The sequence below is a fragment of the Pseudomonas sp. LBUM1656 genome, assembly GCF_059716065.1.
Map to the genome: position 1 here is coordinate 1,461,235 of NZ_CP166800.1, position 17,687 is coordinate 1,478,921.

Here is a 17,687-nt window from a genome sequence, read left to right on the forward strand (position 1 = left end):
CCTAAACGGCAGTGAATACGCGCCGGTCAGCCAAAATTTAGGGAGCGACTATTGTTGTTCAGGTAAATGCATGCACACTTGCGCAGTGTTTTAGCGCTGGGGCATCTTTTAGCCCATTGGCTCGATGCAATCCAGTGGCGGCGGCAGATTATGCCCCAACAGACCGCTCAGAAGGTTGCGGGTTGTTTTTCAACGGAATGTGCAAGGGAGCGTCAACCAGATGAATGTACGACACCACTATCGGTCGAGCCTGCAGGTTGCAGCCTTGATGTTGCTCACCACGCTGCTGGCCGGCTGCGGCATCAACAACATTCCGACCCTCGACGAACAGGCCAAGTCCGCCTGGGGCCAGGTGCAGAACCAGTACCAGCGCCGCGCCGACCTGATCCCCAACCTGGTGGAAACCGTCAAGGGCTACGCCAAGCACGAAGAGGAAACCCTGACCGCGGTGATCGAAGCCCGGGCCAAGGCGACGTCGATTAAGGTGGATGCCAGCACCCTGGACAACCCGGAAAAACTCAAGCAGTTCCAGCAAGCGCAGGATCAGCTGACCGGTGCCTTGAGCCGTTTGATGGTGGTGTCCGAGCGTTACCCGGACCTCAAGGCCAACCAGAATTTCCTCGCGTTGCAATCGCAGCTCGAAGGCACCGAGAACCGCATCGCCGTGGCGCGTCGCGACTTTATCCTCGCGGTGCAGAAGTACAACACCGAAATTCGCACTTTCCCGGGTCGCCTGTGGCACACCGTGATGTACAGCGATCTGCCGATCCGCGAAACCTTCGAGGCCACCAGCCCCAATGCTGAAAAAGCGCCTGAAGTGAAGTTCTGATCGGCTTGACGCATCACCACGGATGAGGTTGCCAATGCGCGTGTTGAAAGTGGGCCTGGTGCTGTTGCTGTGGGTGTTTGCCCTGACAGCCCAGGCCGAGTTGAAGTTTCCGCCACTGACCGGACGGGTGGTCGATAACGCCCAGATGATCGAGCCGTCGGTGCGCGAGCAACTGACGCAACAACTCCAGGCCCATGAAAAAGCCACCGGCGAGCAATTGGTCGTGGTGACGGTGCCGGACCTGCAGGGCACCGATGTCGCAGACTTCGGTTATCAGCTTGGACGCTACTGGGGCATCGGTCAGAAGGACAAGAACAACGGCGCGCTGCTGATTGTCGCGCGCGATGATCGTAAATTACGCATCGAAGTCGGTTACGGCCTGGAAGATCGCCTGACCGACGCGCAGAGTTCGGTGATCATCAACCAGGTGATCACGCCGGCGTTTAAAACCGGCAACTTCGGCAAAGGCATCAGCGACGGGGTCGCGGCGATGCTGGTGGTGTTGGGCGGCAACCCGCTGGATGAGCCGTCGACGGTCTACGAGCCGCGCGGGGATGAGGGCGACGATTTCCTGTCACGTCATCCGGGCGTGTTCGTGTTTCTGGTGATGCTGTTCATCCTGACGATTTTCGTCTGCCAGATGCTCGGGATCCTGCCCAGCGGTGGTGGCGGCCGAGGCAGTTCGGGCGGCGGTTTCGGCGGTGGAGGTTTTGGCGGCGGTGGTGGAGGCGGGGGCTTCAGCGGTGGCGGCGGCAGTTTCGGGGGCGGCGGTTCGTCGGGCGGCTGGTGAGAATAATAATGAGCGAGCACTGTTAAACATGGCATTACTGACTGAACACGAACAACGCAAAGTCGCCGAGGCGATTGCCCGGGTCGAGCGCGACACCGACGCCGAACTGGTGACCGTGCTCGCGGCCCGCGCCGACGACTATGCGTACATCCCGCTGCTCTGGGCCAGCCTGCTGGCGCTGGTGGTGCCGGGTGTCGTGCATTACCTGACCGGCTGGCTGACCATGCACAGCCTGCTGTTGGTGCAATGGATCAGTTTCATCGTGCTGTGCCTGGTGTTCCGCATTCCGAAAGTCACCACCCATCTGATCCCGCGCTCGGTACGCCATTGGCGCGCCTCCAACCTGGCGCGTCGGCAGTTCCTGGAGCAGAACCTGCACCACACAGTGGGCAGCACCGGCATGCTGATTTTTGTCTGCGAAGCCGAGCGCTATGTGGAGATCCTGGTGGATGAAGGGATTTCCAAACGGCTGGACAACAAGAACTGGGACGCGATTGTTGCAGCGTTCACGCAGCAGGTGAAGCAGGGTCAGACGTTACAGGGGTTTGTGACCTGTGTGGAGGCGTGTGGCGAGTTGCTCAAGGTGCATGTGCCGGTGACGCATGTGAGGAATGAGTTGCCGAACCGGTTGGTGGTGTTGGGCTGAATCCAAGCCGCGACGCATTCCCTGTAGCAGCTGGCGAAGCCTGCGTTCGGCTGCGCAGCAGTCGTAAAACCGGTGTGCAGGGTTTGCCTGAAAGACCGCAGCGTCTGAATTCACGACTGCTGCGCAGCCGAACGCAGGCTTCGCCAGCTGCTACAGGTCGCACCGTTCGGGAAATTAGCCGTGCCCTCGCATGCCATCCCCCCCTAAAATACCCGCCATTCCCCGATTCGCTCCGCCCGAGGCCGTTTTTTCCATGTCCGTCACCGCCACTCCCGCCAGCCTCGCGCCGGACCACCACGCCCAGTTCATCGACCTGCTGCAAACCAGCCTCGACCAGAATGCCTTCATCAAACTGGTGCTGGCCAAGTACGTCGGCACCGAAGCCGATTTGCAGCGGCTGATCATCAAACAGCTCACGGTCAAGGATCAGCCCTGCCTGTCCTTCGTCTACCGCTACAAGACCCGCGACATCACCAAGAACCTGCCGCTTGTCGAGGGCGTGGCGACCCTTGCCGCGTTGTTGCCGGCCTCGTTCAAAAATGCGCATTTGCTGTCGCTGACCGACGAAGCCCAGCTCGAATACAGCAAAAAGGGCAGGTCTTCGCTGTTCAAGAGCAAACCTCAGCAATTGCGTGAAGTGCCGTCCGCCGAGCACAACCGCGAGAAAAACCGCTTCCTCGACCTGAACCGACCATTCCTCGCCGACCTCGGTGTGACGAACAGCAAGCACGAGCTGATCCCGGCGATGTCGCGCAAGTGGAAGCAGATCAACAAGTTCATCGAAGTCTTCAGCCATGCGCTGACCACCTCACCCCTGGCGCTGGACAAGCCGGTGCAGGTCGCGGATTTTGGGTCGGGCAAGGGTTACCTGACCTTCGCGATCCATGACTACTTGCGCAATACCTTGAAGGCCGAAGGCGTAGTGACCGGCGTCGAGTTGCGCGAAGAAATGGTCAACCTGTGCAATGCCGCCGCCGCCAAGCTCGAGCACCCGGGGCTGGTGTTCAAGTGCGGTGACGTGCGCACTGTCGCGCCGAGCGAGCTGGACGTGATGATCGCGCTGCACGCCTGCGACATCGCCACCGACTATGCGATCCACACCGGCATCCGTTCCGGCGCCTCGATCATCATGTGTTCGCCGTGCTGCCATAAACAGATCCGCCTGCAAATCCAGAGCCCTGCGCTGCTCAAGCCGATGCTGCAATACGGTCTGCATCTGGGCCAGCAAGCGGAAATGGTCACCGACAGTTTGCGTGCGCTGTTCCTGGAAGCCTGTGGTTACGAAACCAAAGTGTTCGAGTTCATCTCACTGGACCACACCAACAAGAACAAGATGATTCTGGCGGTCAAACGCGCCGAGCCGGTGGACCCGGCCCAGCTGTTGGTGAAGATCCAGGAATTGAAGGATTTCTACCAGATCACCGAGCATTGCCTCGAAACCCTACTGCGGGCTGACAATTACCTGTAGGAGCCGGCTTGCTGGCGATGGCATCACCGCGGTGTATCTGACTGACCGCAGTGAAGCCATCGCCAGCAAGCCGGCTCCTACAGAGTCATGCGGTGGCAATACGTTCGTGTTTGGCCAGGATCATGCGGTGGCAATGCGTGCAGGTTTGACTGCGGTCTTGCGACCGAGCATCACGGTCACGATCACCCCGGCCGCAAACAGCCAGGTGATCGGCTCGATGTGTTCACCGAAGAACAACGCCGAAAACGCGATGGTGAAGAAGATCTGCAACAGTTGGATCTGACTGACCCGGGCGATGCCGCCCATCGCCAGCCCGGCGTACCAGGCGAAGAACCCGATGAACTGCGAAAACAGCGAAACATAACCAAACGCCCACCAGGTCTTGGCCGAAATCTCGCCCTGGTGTTGCAGTGCCAAATACACCACAGGCCCGATCAACAACGGCGTCGACAACACCAGCGCCCAGCAGATCACCTGCCAGCCGCCCATCTCCTTGGCCAACCGGCCGCCCTCGGCATAACCCAGACCGCCCACGGCAATCGCCCCGAGCATCAGCAAATCACCGGCCTGAATGCTGCCGGCCCCGCTGATCAGCGCATAACCCAGCACCAGCGCACTGCCCAATGCGGCACAGGCCCAGAAAGCCTTTGACGGTCGCTCATGGGAAAGCCACGCGGCGTACAGCGCGACGCACAGCGGCTGCAAACCGTTGACCAGCGCGCCGTGGGAGGCTGGCAAGGTTTGCATCGCCCAGGCCGACAACACCGGGAAGCCGAGGATCACGCCCGCGATCACCAGCGTCAGGCCTTTGACCTGTTTCCAGGTCGGCCATTTTTCCCGGCGCCACAGCAACAGCATCGCAGCCGGAACCGCCGCAAACAGCGCCCGCCCCAAACCGTTGAGCAGCGGATGGAGTTCCTGCACGACGATCCGCGTGAAGGGCAGGGTGAGGCTGAAGATCACAACGCCCAGCAGGCCGAGGGCCATGCCGGTGTTTTCGCGCGAGGACATGATGGGGGACCAGAATCGAAGATGGCGGGAAGAGTCCTCATCTAGCCATAAACTCGGCGTCTGCCGCTGTTACAGCTAGGCGCAGAGTTATCCGTACAGTTTGAGGGCCTCTTCGCGGGCAAGCCCGCTCCCACAGGTTTTGCCTCGGCCGCAAGAACGACGCAGGACCTGTGGGAGCGGGCTTGCCCGCGAAGAACGATAACGCGGTCTTCCGGTAGTACCCGGTTATTACCCGACCCCGCAGATAAGGACTACCTTGAATACTCCTGCAGGCCCACGTCTTTCCCAGAGGAGTCCTCCCCATGGCTGCCAAGAAAATCCTGATGCTGGTCGGCGATTACGTCGAAGACTACGAAGTGATGGTGCCCTTCCAGGCGCTGCTGATGATCGGCCATACGGTGCACGCCGTTTGCCCGGACAAATCCGCTGGCCAGACGGTGCGCACGGCGATCCACGACTTCGAAGGTGACCAGACCTACAGCGAAAAACCTGGCCACTTGTTCGCGTTGAACTTCGATTTCGCGAAAGTCGCTGAAGCCGACTACGACGCGCTGCTGATCCCCGGCGGTCGTGCGCCGGAATACCTGCGCCTGAACGAAAAAGTCCTGGAACTGGTGCGCGCATTCGACAAGGCCGGCAAGCCGATCGCCGCCGTGTGCCACGGTGCGCAATTGCTGGCGGCAGCGGGGATTCTCGAAGGTCGCGAGTGCAGCGCTTATCCTGCCTGTGCGCCGGAAGTGCGCCTGGCCGGCGGTACGTTCATCGATATCCCGGTGACGGAAGGTCACGTACAAGGCAATCTGGCCACTGCGCCCGCCTGGCCGGCGCACCCGAGCTGGCTCGCCGGTTTCCTCGGGTTGCTGGGCACCAAAATCACGCTGTAACGAGGGACTTTCCATGTGCGAGCTGTACGTCAAAGCCGATCCGATTCTCTACGAATCGCGCTCCCGCTCGCTGCGCATCTGCGGGGTGGTCACCACCCTGCGCCTGGAGAATCAGTTCTGGGACATCCTCAGCGAAATCGCCGAGGTCGACGGCATGACCACCAACCAGTTGATCGCCAAGCTGTATGAAGAGGTGATGGACTACCGTGGGGAAGTGGTGAATTTCGCCTCGTTTTTGCGGGTGAGTTGTACGCGGTATCTGAGTCAGCGGCGGGTGCAGGCGCCGGAGTTGTCGGTGGTGCGGGCGGTGGTGAAGTAGCTTAGACCGCTTCGACCCCTTCGCGAGCAAGCCCGCTCCCACAGTAGACCGAGTTGTCCAGACAGACTCGGTCTACTGTGGGAGCGGGCTTGCTCGCGAAAGGGCCCGGACAGGCGACAGATATCACAGGCTGGTCTTTACTCTGAAGCGCGAAACCTCTCAATTGCCAAGGAGTAAGAGCATGTCCGGATGGTACGAAGTAAGCAAAAGCAGCAACGGTCAGTTCAAGTTTGTACTGAAGGCCGCCAACGCCGAAACCATTCTGACCAGCGAGCTGTACACCACGCGCGGCGCTGCCGACAACGGCATTGCTTCGGTGCAGAAGAACAGCCCGCTGGATGAGCGCTACGAAAAGAAAACCACCAAGGATGGTCATCCTTACTTCAATCTCAAGGCCGGTAACCACGAGATCATCGGCAGCAGCGAGACCTACTCTTCCACTGGCGCGATGGATAAAGGCATCGCCAGCGTCAAGGCCAATGGGCCGACCACCGTGATCAAGGACAAGACTTTGCCGGTGCTCTGACCACACCTTTCCAACTCAAAACAAATCCACTGTGGGAGCTAGCCTGCTAGCGATGGCTGCTTAACATTCGGCGAAGATGTTGAATGTCAGGCCGCTATCGCTAGCAGGCTAGCTCCCACATTGGTTTTTTGTGAACTTCGAGATCAGCGCAAAGCTTTCAACAAATCTTGCAACTGGCTGATCCCAGCCTCACCGAGTGGAGACACCGGCAACCGCGGATCGCCCACTTCCAGCCCGGTCGCACGCAATCCCGCCTTGATCGTCGCCGGCAACCCGCCCTTGAGGATGAAGTCCAGCACCGGCAACTGGCGATAGAACAACTCCCGCGCCTTGCCCAGGTCGTTGGCCAACACCGCTTCATACAAATCAAGATTGAGCTGCGGAATCAGGTTCGGCGCGGCCGTGCACCAACCTTTCGCACCGGCGGCAAAGGCTTCCAGCGCCAACGGATTGCAGCCGTTGTAGAACGGCACCTGACCTTCGCCCAGCAGTTGCAGCTTGTGCATGCGCTGGATGTCGCCGGTGCTCTCCTTGACCATGGTCACGTTCTCCACGGTATTGACGATCCGCAGGATCAGGTCCACCGACATGTCGGTGCCACTGGTGGCCGGGTTGTTGTAGAGCATGATCGGCACGCCGATGCTGTCGCCGATGGCACGGTAGTGGGCGAGGATTTCCGCTTCGCTGAGTTTCCAGTAGGACGTCGGCAGCACCATCACCACATCAGCCCCGTGGGCTTCGGCGAAACGGGCGCGGCGCACGGCTTTGGCGGTGGTCAGGTCGGACACGCTGACGATGGTCGGCACGCGTTTGGCCACATGCTTGATACTGAACTCGCTGACCTGATCCCACTCCGCGTCGCTCAGGTAAGCGCCTTCGCCGGTGCTGCCCAGCGGGGCGATGGCGTGGACGCCGCCGTCGATCAAACGGTCGATGGAACGCCCGAGCGCGTCGAGATCAACGCCTTCGCCGTTGGCGGTGAACGGGGTGATGGTGTAGCCGATGATGCCGTGAATGGTTGGGGTCGACATGTCGTCTCTCCTTTAGAAAATGGGTGGGGTCAGTTCAGGCAATCGGCGTGTTGACGCAGGTTCTGCCGAGCGTAGTAGTTGAACGCAGCGCCGTGGCGCTTGGGTTTCGAAATCCAGTCATGGGCTTCGCGGCCCAGTTCCGGCAGGATCGGCTTGATCGTCCCGGCACTCATCGCCAGCAGTTGCAACTTCGCGGCGCGCTCGATCAATTGAGCGATGACACAGGCCTCTTCAATGGTGGTGCCGGTGGACAATTGGCCGTGGTGCGACAGCAGGATGGCCCGTTTGTCGCCCAGTGCGCCGGCGATCAAATCACCTTCTTCGTTGCCCACCGGCACGCCCGGCCAGCCTTCGAGGAACGCGCAATCGTCGTAGAGCGGGCAGAGGTCCATGTGGGAAATCTGCAGCGGCACTTCGAGCATCGACAGCGCCGCGACGTGAGTCGGGTGCGTGTGAATGATGCAGTTCACATCGGGCCGGGCGCGGTACACCCAACTGTGGAAACGGTTGGCCGGGTTGGGCATACCGTGGCCCTCCAGCACTTCCAGGTCTTCGTTGACCAGCAACAGATTGCTGGCGGTGATTTCGTCGAAACCCAGGCCCAGTTGTTGAGTGTAGTAAGTGCCGGGCTGCGGGCCTCGGGCGGTGATCTGCCCGGCCAAGCCGGAGTCGTGACCACTCTCGAACAGAATCCGGCAGGTCAGGGCCAGCTTTTGCCGGTCGGTCCACGTATTATCCGCCAGGGTATTTTGCATCTGGGTCAGCGCTTGCTTCACCAGTTGCTCTTTAGGTAGTGCTAAGGTCTTGGCCATATCGGTGTCCTTTGGGTGGTTCAATGGACGTCGGGTTTGCCGTTCACTCGTTGCTCGCAAGGTCAGGGGTGAATGCAAATGACACAAACGAGACTATATGACACAAAGTGTCATTGGCAAGGGTCAATCGTCGCCTTCTTGATGGATTAATCGTTTTTCATGTCTATCCGTTTGAAATTATTGAGAAAAAAACTAGGCGTGACCCTGGAGTCCTTGGCCGAAAAATCGGGCATGACCAAGAGTTACCTGTCGAAAGTCGAGCGCGGGCTAAACACGCCGTCGATTGCGGCTGCCTTGAAACTGGCCAAGGCGCTGAATGTGAAGGTCGAGGAGTTGTTCTCCGAAGACAACGTCAGCCTCGACAGCTACAGCCTGGTGCGCAGCGGCGAACGCCAGTCCCTGGCGGCCAGCGACGAAAGCCCCGGCTACGCGGTGCTGGCTCATCAGGTCAGCGAGCGCAACCTGCTGCCGTTCATGATTTATCCGCCGAACGAATTCGCCGATAAAACCTTCAAGGAACACGTGGGGGAAGAGTTTCTGTTCGTGCACGAAGGGCAGGTGGAAGTGGACTTCATGAACGAGCGCGTGCTGCTCAATCGCGGGGACGCGCTGCACTTCAATGCGCAGAAGCCGCACCGGATTCGGTCAGTGGGAGAGGTTCAGGCGCAATTGCTGGTGGTGGTGCATAGCGCTGAGGAATAGCGCTGACATGATCGTTCCCACGCTCCGCGTGGGAACGCCTCTGGGGACGCTCCGCGTCCAGTGACGCGGAGCGTCACGGGCTGCATTCCCACGCAGAGCGTGGGAACGATCTTGACCTAAACCTCAACAGGTACGGTGAGCTTCGGGCTGCCGAGCGCATGCGTCTTCGAATCAAAAAACCGCAACTCCGAGCCCGTCCCTTCAAACACCTTCGTGTAATGCCGCTTCTGATGCTGGATAAATGCCTTGCTGCGCGGGTAAATCGAGATCGCCACCACCTTCGGTTTCGCCTGGCGCAACGCATGAATGATGTGGCTGTCCTGCTCGCCCAGGGCATGACCAAACAGGCACAAGCCGTCGCCATGACTCAATAACTGGTCGTAGCAAAACGACAAATAATCCGAGCTGCGAATGGTCTTGAGCTTGTCCGCGCTCGGCCCTTCATTCACAAACAGCGGCACGTCATCCAGCGTCTTGATCGTATTGTTGATGGCGAAACTGCCCAGCAACGTGCCCTCGGTCGACATCAGCTTGCGCGCCGTGCCGTCCTGATTGCGCACCAGATGCAGACCGCCGTGCAGGTACAGCAAACGGGTTTTATCGGTCGCCGTGGCGCTCAAGTCGAAACCCGGTTCGGCACCCTGAAACAGATCGGTGATCGCTTCTGGCTGGTGCTGGATCGCCCAGTAGTTGAGCAAGTCGTAATTGGTGGTAAACACCGTTCGATAGCGGCTCAGTTCCTGACTGATACTCGCCAGGGTCGCAGGCACCACCAGCCGCCATGGAATGTGAACAGCGTGAACCGTGTTGATCAGCGCTTCCTTGATCGCGTAGTAACGATTGCGCGGCGCGGCGGAGCTGACGGCCAGGGCCTTGTTGACCCGGCTGGTGGTTTTCAACGCGCTCAGCACCTGCTCGAAACTGCGCGTCTGCATGGCGTCGAATACGCTCAGCTCGGACTGGCTCAGGGGTTTTTCTTCGACGGTGCGGGCGTTTTCAAACAGCGAGTCATAGCCGAAGTCGTCCCACACCGCGCGGCTCGCACCGTTGCCCACCATCAAGCCGCTGAACGAGGCGGTGGCGCGCAAGGCGTTCCAGTCTTCAAGTTGGGCATCAACATCCTGGAAATCGGTCATTGCGGTTCAAAGTCTCAAAGCAAGTGGTCTGATGGGCGGCGACTTTATCACGACCGGGACTTGAGCCAGATCAAGTTACTGCGTAACCGATAGGTCGATCCTGTGGGTACCCGCTGGATCGGCATTGCGGGTTCGACCCCACCAGGAGACACGCTCATGAGCAGCACGTTTTTCATTCCCGCCGTGAACATCATGGGCAACGATTGCCTGGACGAAGCCATGGACGCCATTGGCAAGTACGGCTTTCGCAAGGCACTGATCGTCACTGACGCCGGGCTGGCCAAGGCCGGCGTGGCGAAAATGATTGCCGAGAAACTGGCGATGCAGGACATCGACTCGGTGATCTTCGACGGCGCCAAACCGAACCCGAGCATCGCCAACGTCGAGCTCGGCCTGGGCCTGCTCAAGGAAAGTCTCTGCGATTTCGTGGTGTCGCTCGGCGGTGGCTCGCCCCATGACTGCGCCAAGGGCATCGCGTTGTGTGCGACCAACGGCGGGCAGATCCGCGACTACGAAGGCGTCGACCGATCCACGCAGCCACAACTGCCCCTGATCGCGATCAACACCACCGCTGGCACGGCCAGCGAGATGACCCGTTTTTGCATCATCACCGACGAATCGCGTCACGTAAAAATGGCCATCGTCGACCGCAACGTCACGCCGCTGTTGTCGGTCAACGACCCGGCGCTGATGGTCGCCATGCCCAAGGGCCTGACCGCCGCCACTGGCATGGACGCACTGACCCACGCCATCGAAGCCTACGTGTCCACCGCAGCCAACCCGATCACCGATGCCTGCGCACTGAAGGCAATCACGTTGATCAGCAACAACCTGCGCCTGGCTGTGCGCGACGGCAGCGACATCGCTGCACGGGAAAACATGGCCTACGCACAGTTCCTCGCCGGCATGGCGTTCAATAACGCATCCTTGGGATATGTCCACGCCATGGCTCACCAGTTGGGCGGGTTCTACGACTTGCCTCATGGTGTGTGCAACGCGGTGTTGCTGCCCCACGTACAAAGTTTCAATGCGCTGGTGTGCGCCTCGCGCCTGACGGATGTGGCCCACGCGATGGGCGCCGACACCCGTGGTGTCAGCCCGGAAGAGGGCGCCCAGGCAGCCATCGTCGCGATCCGCAGCCTGTCCAGAGACGTGGAAATCCCCGCCGGGTTGCGTGAGCTCGGCGCCAAGCTCAACGACATTCCGACGCTCGCCATCAATGCGTTGAAAGACGCCTGCGGCCTGACCAATCCACGGGTGGCGGATCAGCGCCAGATCGAGGAGATTTTCCGCAACGCGTTCTAACCGGTATGACGACCGCGCGCGAGCATCACGCAGAGCATCGCGCCCAACGCCAGCAAGGTGCAAAACAGGGACAGTGGCCACGCCTGCTGGCTTGCGATCAGGCTGGCAATCGCGCCGATGATGGCGGCCATCAGTTGGTGAATGAAACCGCTCAACGCCATCGCATACGCCCCGCCGACCGGCGAGCCGTCATTGGCCAGGGACAGGCTGATCGGGTAGTTCAAAGACTGCCCGAACACCGCAAAGCAGTAGGGCAACCAGAACAGCAGCGCAACGGTTGTGCCCGCAAGACTGCCCAGCAACATCACCACGCTGCCCGCCAGCACCAGCCCCACGCCCGCCGTCATCAGCCGGCGTTGACCGGTGCGCAGCACGAAGGCATTGACCCCCAATGCGCCCAGAAAATACGCCGCACTGATCGGCCAGCCCAACAGTCCGTACTCCACGGCCGACCAGTTGAAGGGGCCTTGCAGAATCAGCGGCGCCGCCGTGTTGAACGCGATGATCACGCCATAACCGAGGCCGCCGGCGAGGGCCGGTAGCAGGAAGGCCGGATCACGCAGAATGCGCCCGTAACTGGGCCAGGCGGACGACAGAACATTGTCCTCAGCCAGCACTGGAAAGCTGACACGCGACACGACCAACGCCATCAACAGGCTCACGCCACCCAACAGATAGAAAATCGCCGACCAGCCCAGCGCCACCTGAATGATCGACCCCAGGTACTGGCCGATGCCCAGCGCCACCACAAAGGAAATCGATATCCAGGACAGTGCCTTGGCCAGCAGGTCACCGCGGAAACTGTCGCGGATCAGCACCCGCGCCATCACCGAAATCCCGCTGGCACCAATCCCCTGAACCAGTCGCCACAACAGGAACGACTCAAGCGTCTGGCCCAAGGGCAGAGCCAGATTACCCAACCCGTAGATGCCGAGTGCGGCGAGCAACACCGGTTTTCGGCCAATACGCTGACCCAGACCGCCCCAGAACAACATCGGCAGCGCCATGCCGATCAGGTACACCGCCAATCCCCAGGACACCTGCGAGGCATCGGCGGACAGATGCCGGGCGATGTCCGGCAGCGCCGGCAGGTAAATGCTCATGCCCAGTTGGGCGAGAAACACCGTGCTGCAGGTGACTAGGAGGGTGGTGCTGCTCTTCATTGAGTCTCCTTGGGTTTCAGAAACCGACGTCCCCGTCGTGGGTGCGTAAAGCTACATCAAGTCGCGCGACTTTTTCAGCGATCTCCCGTCGTGATCGGCCAATGAGATTCAGGTGTAGGGCGACGGCGTGTGATGTTGTGGGCCAAAACCGGGCTATCCTGCCGGCTCAGCCGAACTGAAGTCATCGAGCCCTCCATGCTGCAAAAAAGCCTGATCCGCCGCCTCGACCTGATCACCCTCCAACTGTTTGTCGCCGTCCATGAAGAAGGCACCCTGACCCGTGCCGCGACCCGTGAAGCGATCGCGGTGTCGGCGGCCAGCAAGCGGCTGATGGAGTTGGAGGAGGCGCTGGGTATCAGCCTGTTCGTGCGCCAGGCCAAAGGCATGACCCTGACGCCGGCTGGCGAAACCCTGCTGCACCATGCCCGGCAAATGTTGTTCAACGTCGAGAAAATGGGCCTGGAACTGGGCGAGCACAGCCACGGCGTGCGCGGTTATGTGCGGATGCTCGCCAACTTGTCGGCGATCATTCAGTTTCTGCCCGAAGACTTGCGGGATTTTTCCGAGCGCCATCCCCAGGTCAAGACTGACCTCGAAGAACGGCCTAGCAGCGGAGTGATTCAGGGTGTGCTGGACGGTGTGGCGGACCTTGGGATCTGTTCCAGTGACAGCGACGTCAAAGGTTTGCACAGCGTGTTTTATCGCCAGGACAAACTGGTGGTGTTGATGCTGCCCGATCATCCGCTGGCAAGTCGCTCCAGCCTGGCCTTCGACGATACGCTGGAGAGCGATTACGTCGGACTGCATTCCGCCAGTTCGATCAACATGCGCACCCACGCGGCGGCGCGCAAGGCCGGCAAAGTGCTGCGGTTGCGGATTCATGTACCGGGTTTTGATGCGATGTGCCGGATGGTCCAGGCCAACATGGGCATCGGTATCCTGCCGCAAAAGGCCTATGAACTGTTTGGCCGGGCGTTGGGTTTGCATGCGGTGCCGTTGACGGATGACTGGTCGGATCGTGCGCTGATTCTGGTGGTGCGTGATGAAGCGGCGTTGTCGCCGGTGAGCCGGATGTTGTTTGAGCAGTTGAGTGGGCAGACCTGATAGATCTTGATTGGCTGGGCCGGCCCCTTCGCGAGCAAGTCGAATCGTCGCACCGCCGCTCCCACAGGGTTTGTGTACGCCGCAGATCCACTGTGGGAGCGGCGGTGCGACGATTCGACTTGCTCGCGAAGGCGGACCTGAGGTCGCGGTAATCTTCGGGAGCGTTCGCGTTTCGCGAACGAACGTTGCCAACTGAAGGTTGGATTCATCGCCCCCTGGTCCTCTAGCCTTGGCTCATATTCCAAGAACAACATAGAGGTACCCCGCGATGACTGCCCCCTTGAGTGCAATCAAAGTGATCGAAATCGGCACGCTGATCGCCGCGCCGTTCGCTGCGCGCATGCTCGCCGAGTTCGGCGCCGAAGTGATCAAGATCGAAGCCATGGGCCAGGGCGACCCGCTGCGCAAGTGGCGCAAGCTGCACGAAGGTACGTCGCTGTGGTGGTACCTGCAATCGCGAAACAAGAAGTCCTTGGCGCTCAACCTCAAATCCGCCGAAGGCATCGAACTGGTCAAGCAATTGGCGACCAGCGCCGACGTGCTGATCGAAAACCTGCGCCCCGGCGCCCTTGAAAAACTCGGTCTGGGTTGGGACGTGTTGCACGCCCTCAACCCTAACCTGACGCTGGTACGGATTTCCGGTTATGGCCAGACCGGCCCCTACCGCGACCGTCCGGGTTTCGGTGCCATCGGCGAGGCCATGGGCGGGATCCGCTATACCACCGGCACTCCCGGTTCGCCGCCAGCACGGGTCGGCGTCAGCCTCGGTGATTCCCTGGCGTCCTTGCACGCGGTGATCGGTGCCTTGATGTCGTTGCTGCGGGTCAAGACCGGGCAGGGCGGCGGGCAAGTGGTCGATGTGTCGCTGGCCGAAAGCGTGTTCAACGTCATGGAAAGCCTGGTGCCGGAATACGACATGCTCGGCCATGTGCGTGAACGCAGCGGCGGCGCCTTGCCGGGCATCGCGCCGTCCAACACTTACCTGACGGCCGACGGCGCCTACGTGGTGATCGCCGGCAACAGTGACCCGATCTACAAGCGTTTGATGGAAGTGGTCGGCCGTCGTGACCTGGCCGATGCGCCGGAGTTTGCTCATAACGACGGCCGAGCATTGAAAAGTAACGTGCTCGATGCGGCGATCACTCACTGGACCAGCAGCCTGCCAATCGACGAAGTCCTGTCAGCGCTGGAAGCCGCCGAAGTCCCGGCCGGGCGCATCTATTCCGTCGCCGACATCGTCGCCGATCCGCACTATCAGGCGCGGGACATGCTGCTCAGCGCCGACCTGCCGGGCGGCGCCACGGTGAAGATGCCCGGCATCGTGCCGAAAATGTCCGAGACCCCCGGCGGCGTGAACTGGTCCGGGCCGAGTCTGGGCCAGCACACCGACGGCATCCTTGCGGGGCTGGGCCTTACGGCGCTGGACATCGAACGGCTGAAAGCTGAAGGGGTGGTGCAATGATCACTGATTTTTCCGAGACCCTGATTGTTCAGGAAGTCTCCCCCCGCGACGGCTTGCAGATCGAGCCGACCTGGGTCGAAACCGTCGACAAGATTGCCTTGATCGATCAGCTGTCGCTGGCGGGTTTCAGCCGCATCGAAGCCGGCTCGTTCGTATCGCCCAAGGCGATTCCAGCGCTGCGCGATGGTGAATTGGTGTTCAAGGGCATCGCCCGGCAACCGGGGGTGATCTACGTCGCGTTGATCCCCAACCTCAAAGGCGCGCAACGGGCGCTGGCGACGCGGGCCGACGAACTGAACCTGGTGATGTCCGCCAGCCAGACCCACAACCTGGCCAACATGCGCATGCGTTGCGAAGCCTCGTTGGCGGCGTTCGGCGAGATCGTGCAATACGTCGGTGGCACGCCGGTGCGACTCAACGGCAGCATCGCCACCACGTTCGGCTGCCCGTTCGAAGGCAAGATCGATGAGGATCGCGTGCTGCAAATCGTCGAGGCCTATCAGGAGCTTGGCATTCAGGGCATCACCCTGGCCGACACCACCGGCATGGCCAATCCGCGGCAGGTGGATCGACTGGTGCGGCGGGTCTTGCAGCGGGTTTCACCGGCGGATCTGACCCTGCATTTCCACAACACCCGCGGCCTCGGTTTGTGCAATGTGCTGGCCGCCTACGAGGCTGGCGCCCGACGCTTCGATGCGGCCCTCGGCGGGCTCGGCGGTTGCCCGTTTGCGCCGGGTGCCTCGGGCAATATTTGCACCGAAGATTTGGTCAACTTGTGTGATGAAATCGGCATTCATACCGGCATTGATCTGCCGCTGTTGCTGCAATTGTCCCGGGGATTACCCGCGCTGCTGGGCCACGAAGTGCCCGGTCAGCTGGCCAAGGCCGGCCGTAATTGCGATTTGCACCCGACACCCTCCTAAACACACCGAACCCCTTGTAGGAGCCGGCTTGCTGGCGATAGCGGTGGGTCAGGCAACCTTTATGTTGGATGTGCTGGCCACATCGCCAGCAAGCTGGCTCCTACAGAACGAACCACAACGAACCAGACAACAAAAACAATCGGACACCCAAGGGAAGTCCGCCTGGAGAAAGCACCATGAGTCTCAATGTACTGGAGGCGGGCGCGAGCCCGTCCGTTAACCACGACGAAGAAAAAGCCCTGGTCAGCAAGGTCGCCTGGCGCCTGATGCCGCTGATCATGGTCTGCTACCTGTTCGCCTTTTTCGACCGCATCAACATCAGCTTCGCCAAGTTCCAGCTGCAGACCGACCTGAGCCTGAGCGACACCGCTTACGGCCTCGGCGCCGGGCTGTTTGTGGTCGGTTACGTGATCTTCGAAGTGCCGAGCAACATGATGCTGTACAAGGTCGGCGCCCGACGCTGGATCGCCCGGATCATGATGTCCTGGGGCCTCGCCACCGCCGCGATGGTCTTTGTCAACAGCGAATGGCAGTTCTACGCGCTGCGTTTCGTGATCGGCGCGATGGAAGCCGGTTTTGCGCCGGGAGTCCTGTATTACCTGACGCTGTGGTTCCCGCAGCACTATCGCGGGCGCATCACCTCGATGCTGTTTCTGTCGTCGGCATTTGCCGGTCTGGTCGGTGCACCGTTCTCCGGGTTGGTGCTGCAACACCTCGACGGCTTTATGGATATGCGCGGCTGGCATTGGCTGTTTCTGCTCGGCGGCGTGCCTTGCATCGGGCTTGGTTTGCTGGTGCTGACCTTGCTCAAGGACCGCATCGAGGACGCCCATTGGCTGACGCCGTCGGAGAAAACCCTGCTGGCCAGCCGCATTGCTCACCATGAACCGCACAAGAGTGGCGGCTCGCTGCTCGCCGCGCTGCGGATTCCGGGGTTCCTGACCCTGGGGCTGATCTACTTCCTGATTCAGGTGGCGTCCTACGGCTTGAATTTCTGGGCACCGCAACTGATCCGCAGCGCCGGCACCGAGAGCCCGGTGATGATCGGTTTGCTGACGGCGATTCCGTACATCTGCGGGGCGATCAGCATGGTGGTGATCGGACGGTTGTCCGACTCGACTGGTGAACGACGCAAGTTTGTTGCCGGTCTGGTGGCGGTGGGCGCGGTGGGGTTCTTCTGTGCGGGGATCTTTGCCAACCATACGACCTTCCTGATTGTCGCGCTGGGCCTGCTCGGTGCCGGGATTATCGCCTCCATCCCGAGCTTCTGGACCCTGCCGCCAAAACTGCTGGCCGGTGCCGGCGCCGGGGCTGCTGGCGGGATCGCGGTGATCAACACCCTCGGGCAGTTCGGTGGCATCGTCAGTCCGGTCATGGTCGGGCGAATCAAGGACCTGACCGGCAGCACCACCCCGGCGTTGTATGTCATTGGCGTCTGCGCGCTGATCGCTGTTGCGCTGCTGCTGTGGGGGTTGCCGCAGAAACTGCGTACGCTCGACAAGTACTAAGCGTTTCGCAGGCTACGCCGGTCCCTGCATCGACCACGCATCCTTGCAGAGGCCGGCGAAGGCTGCGA

The 17,687-nt window shown here is 60.8% G+C and carries 18 protein-coding genes; 13 read left to right on the forward strand and 5 right to left on the reverse strand.

What is annotated here, in order from left to right:
* Positions 1-220: 220 nt before the first annotated feature.
* From ACA072_RS06460 to ACA072_RS06475, 4 genes are all read left to right on the forward strand, one after another.
* On the forward strand, positions 221-829 hold the full coding sequence (locus tag ACA072_RS06460) for a LemA family protein (protein WP_497623668.1): 609 nt from the start codon (positions 221-223) through the stop codon (positions 827-829).
* Positions 830-863: 34 nt separating this feature from the next.
* A complete protein-coding gene (locus tag ACA072_RS06465) occupies positions 864-1,619 on the forward strand; it encodes a TPM domain-containing protein (RefSeq protein WP_497623669.1) in 756 nt (251 codons plus the stop codon).
* Positions 1,620-1,647: 28 nt separating this feature from the next.
* On the forward strand, positions 1,648-2,265 hold the full coding sequence (locus ACA072_RS06470; protein WP_109628344.1) for a TPM domain-containing protein: 618 nt from the start codon (positions 1,648-1,650) through the stop codon (positions 2,263-2,265).
* 253 nt (positions 2,266-2,518) lie between these two features.
* Positions 2,519-3,733 carry a class I SAM-dependent methyltransferase gene (locus ACA072_RS06475; RefSeq protein ID WP_497623670.1) on the forward strand — a complete coding sequence of 405 codons (1,215 nt, stop codon included), beginning with the start codon at positions 2,519-2,521 and terminating at the stop codon, positions 3,731-3,733.
* Positions 3,734-3,853: 120 nt separating this feature from the next.
* Here ACA072_RS06475 and ACA072_RS06480 read toward each other — a convergent pair whose 3' ends face one another.
* A complete protein-coding gene (locus ACA072_RS06480; RefSeq protein ID WP_497374115.1) occupies positions 3,854-4,744 on the reverse strand; it encodes a DMT family transporter in 891 nt (296 codons plus the stop codon).
* Positions 4,745-5,046: 302 nt separating this feature from the next.
* Here ACA072_RS06480 and ACA072_RS06485 point away from each other — a divergent pair, with 302 nt between their 5' ends.
* From ACA072_RS06485 to ACA072_RS06495, 3 genes are all read left to right on the forward strand, one after another.
* Positions 5,047-5,628, forward strand: coding sequence for a DJ-1/PfpI family protein (locus ACA072_RS06485; RefSeq protein WP_497623671.1), 582 nt, complete (start codon positions 5,047-5,049; stop codon positions 5,626-5,628).
* Between the two features lie 13 nt (positions 5,629-5,641).
* Positions 5,642-5,947 (forward strand): ribbon-helix-helix domain-containing protein, encoded by a 306-nt coding sequence (locus ACA072_RS06490; RefSeq protein WP_008025707.1) that lies wholly within the window; start codon positions 5,642-5,644, stop codon positions 5,945-5,947.
* A 181-nt stretch (positions 5,948-6,128) separates the two neighbouring features.
* A complete protein-coding gene (locus tag ACA072_RS06495; protein ID WP_403098842.1) occupies positions 6,129-6,473 on the forward strand; it encodes a YegP family protein in 345 nt (114 codons plus the stop codon).
* A 143-nt stretch (positions 6,474-6,616) separates the two neighbouring features.
* On the opposite strand, the gene ACA072_RS06500 is transcribed toward ACA072_RS06495, so the two are convergent.
* On the reverse strand, positions 6,617-7,504 hold the full coding sequence (locus ACA072_RS06500) for a dihydrodipicolinate synthase family protein (protein ID WP_497623672.1): 888 nt from the start codon (positions 7,502-7,504) through the stop codon (positions 6,617-6,619).
* A gap of 29 nt (positions 7,505-7,533) precedes the next feature.
* On the reverse strand, positions 7,534-8,316 hold the full coding sequence (locus ACA072_RS06505) for an aldolase (RefSeq protein ID WP_497623673.1): 783 nt from the start codon (positions 8,314-8,316) through the stop codon (positions 7,534-7,536).
* Positions 8,317-8,475: 159 nt separating this feature from the next.
* On the opposite strand from ACA072_RS06505, the gene ACA072_RS06510 reads away from it, so the two are divergent.
* On the forward strand, positions 8,476-9,018 hold the full coding sequence (locus ACA072_RS06510) for a helix-turn-helix domain-containing protein (protein ID WP_497623674.1): 543 nt from the start codon (positions 8,476-8,478) through the stop codon (positions 9,016-9,018).
* A gap of 116 nt (positions 9,019-9,134) precedes the next feature.
* Here ACA072_RS06510 and ACA072_RS06515 read toward each other — a convergent pair whose 3' ends face one another.
* Positions 9,135-10,154 (reverse strand): DUF4917 family protein, encoded by a 1,020-nt coding sequence (locus ACA072_RS06515; protein ID WP_497623675.1) that lies wholly within the window; start codon positions 10,152-10,154, stop codon positions 9,135-9,137.
* Between the two features lie 156 nt (positions 10,155-10,310).
* On the opposite strand from ACA072_RS06515, the gene yiaY reads away from it, so the two are divergent.
* Complete coding sequence (yiaY, locus tag ACA072_RS06520; RefSeq protein WP_497623676.1) at positions 10,311-11,459, forward strand: L-threonine dehydrogenase; 1,149 nt, start codon at positions 10,311-10,313, stop codon at positions 11,457-11,459.
* Here the strand turns inward: yiaY and ACA072_RS06525 are convergent.
* Positions 11,456-12,622, reverse strand: a complete 1,167-nt coding sequence (locus ACA072_RS06525; RefSeq protein WP_497623677.1) for a multidrug effflux MFS transporter — start codon at positions 12,620-12,622, stop codon at positions 11,456-11,458. The genes yiaY and ACA072_RS06525 overlap by 4 nt on opposite strands.
* 195 nt (positions 12,623-12,817) lie before the next feature.
* Between ACA072_RS06525 and ACA072_RS06530 the strand changes: the two genes are divergently transcribed.
* The 4 genes from ACA072_RS06530 (at position 12,818) to ACA072_RS06545 (ending at position 17,619) form a co-directional block, all read left to right on the forward strand.
* Positions 12,818-13,726 carry a LysR family transcriptional regulator gene (locus ACA072_RS06530; RefSeq protein ID WP_497623678.1) on the forward strand — a complete coding sequence of 303 codons (909 nt, stop codon included), beginning with the start codon at positions 12,818-12,820 and terminating at the stop codon, positions 13,724-13,726.
* A 268-nt stretch (positions 13,727-13,994) separates the two neighbouring features.
* On the forward strand, positions 13,995-15,188 hold the full coding sequence (locus ACA072_RS06535) for a CaiB/BaiF CoA transferase family protein (protein WP_497623679.1): 1,194 nt from the start codon (positions 13,995-13,997) through the stop codon (positions 15,186-15,188).
* The gene (locus tag ACA072_RS06540) at positions 15,185-16,111 is read left to right on the forward strand and encodes a hydroxymethylglutaryl-CoA lyase (RefSeq protein ID WP_497623680.1); all 927 of its coding nucleotides are present in this window, start codon (positions 15,185-15,187) and stop codon (positions 16,109-16,111) included. Before ACA072_RS06535 ends, ACA072_RS06540 begins: the two co-directional genes overlap by 4 nt.
* Before the next feature lie 176 nt (positions 16,112-16,287).
* Positions 16,288-17,619 carry an MFS transporter gene (locus tag ACA072_RS06545; protein WP_497623681.1) on the forward strand — a complete coding sequence of 444 codons (1,332 nt, stop codon included), beginning with the start codon at positions 16,288-16,290 and terminating at the stop codon, positions 17,617-17,619.
* Positions 17,620-17,687 lie beyond the last annotated feature (68 nt).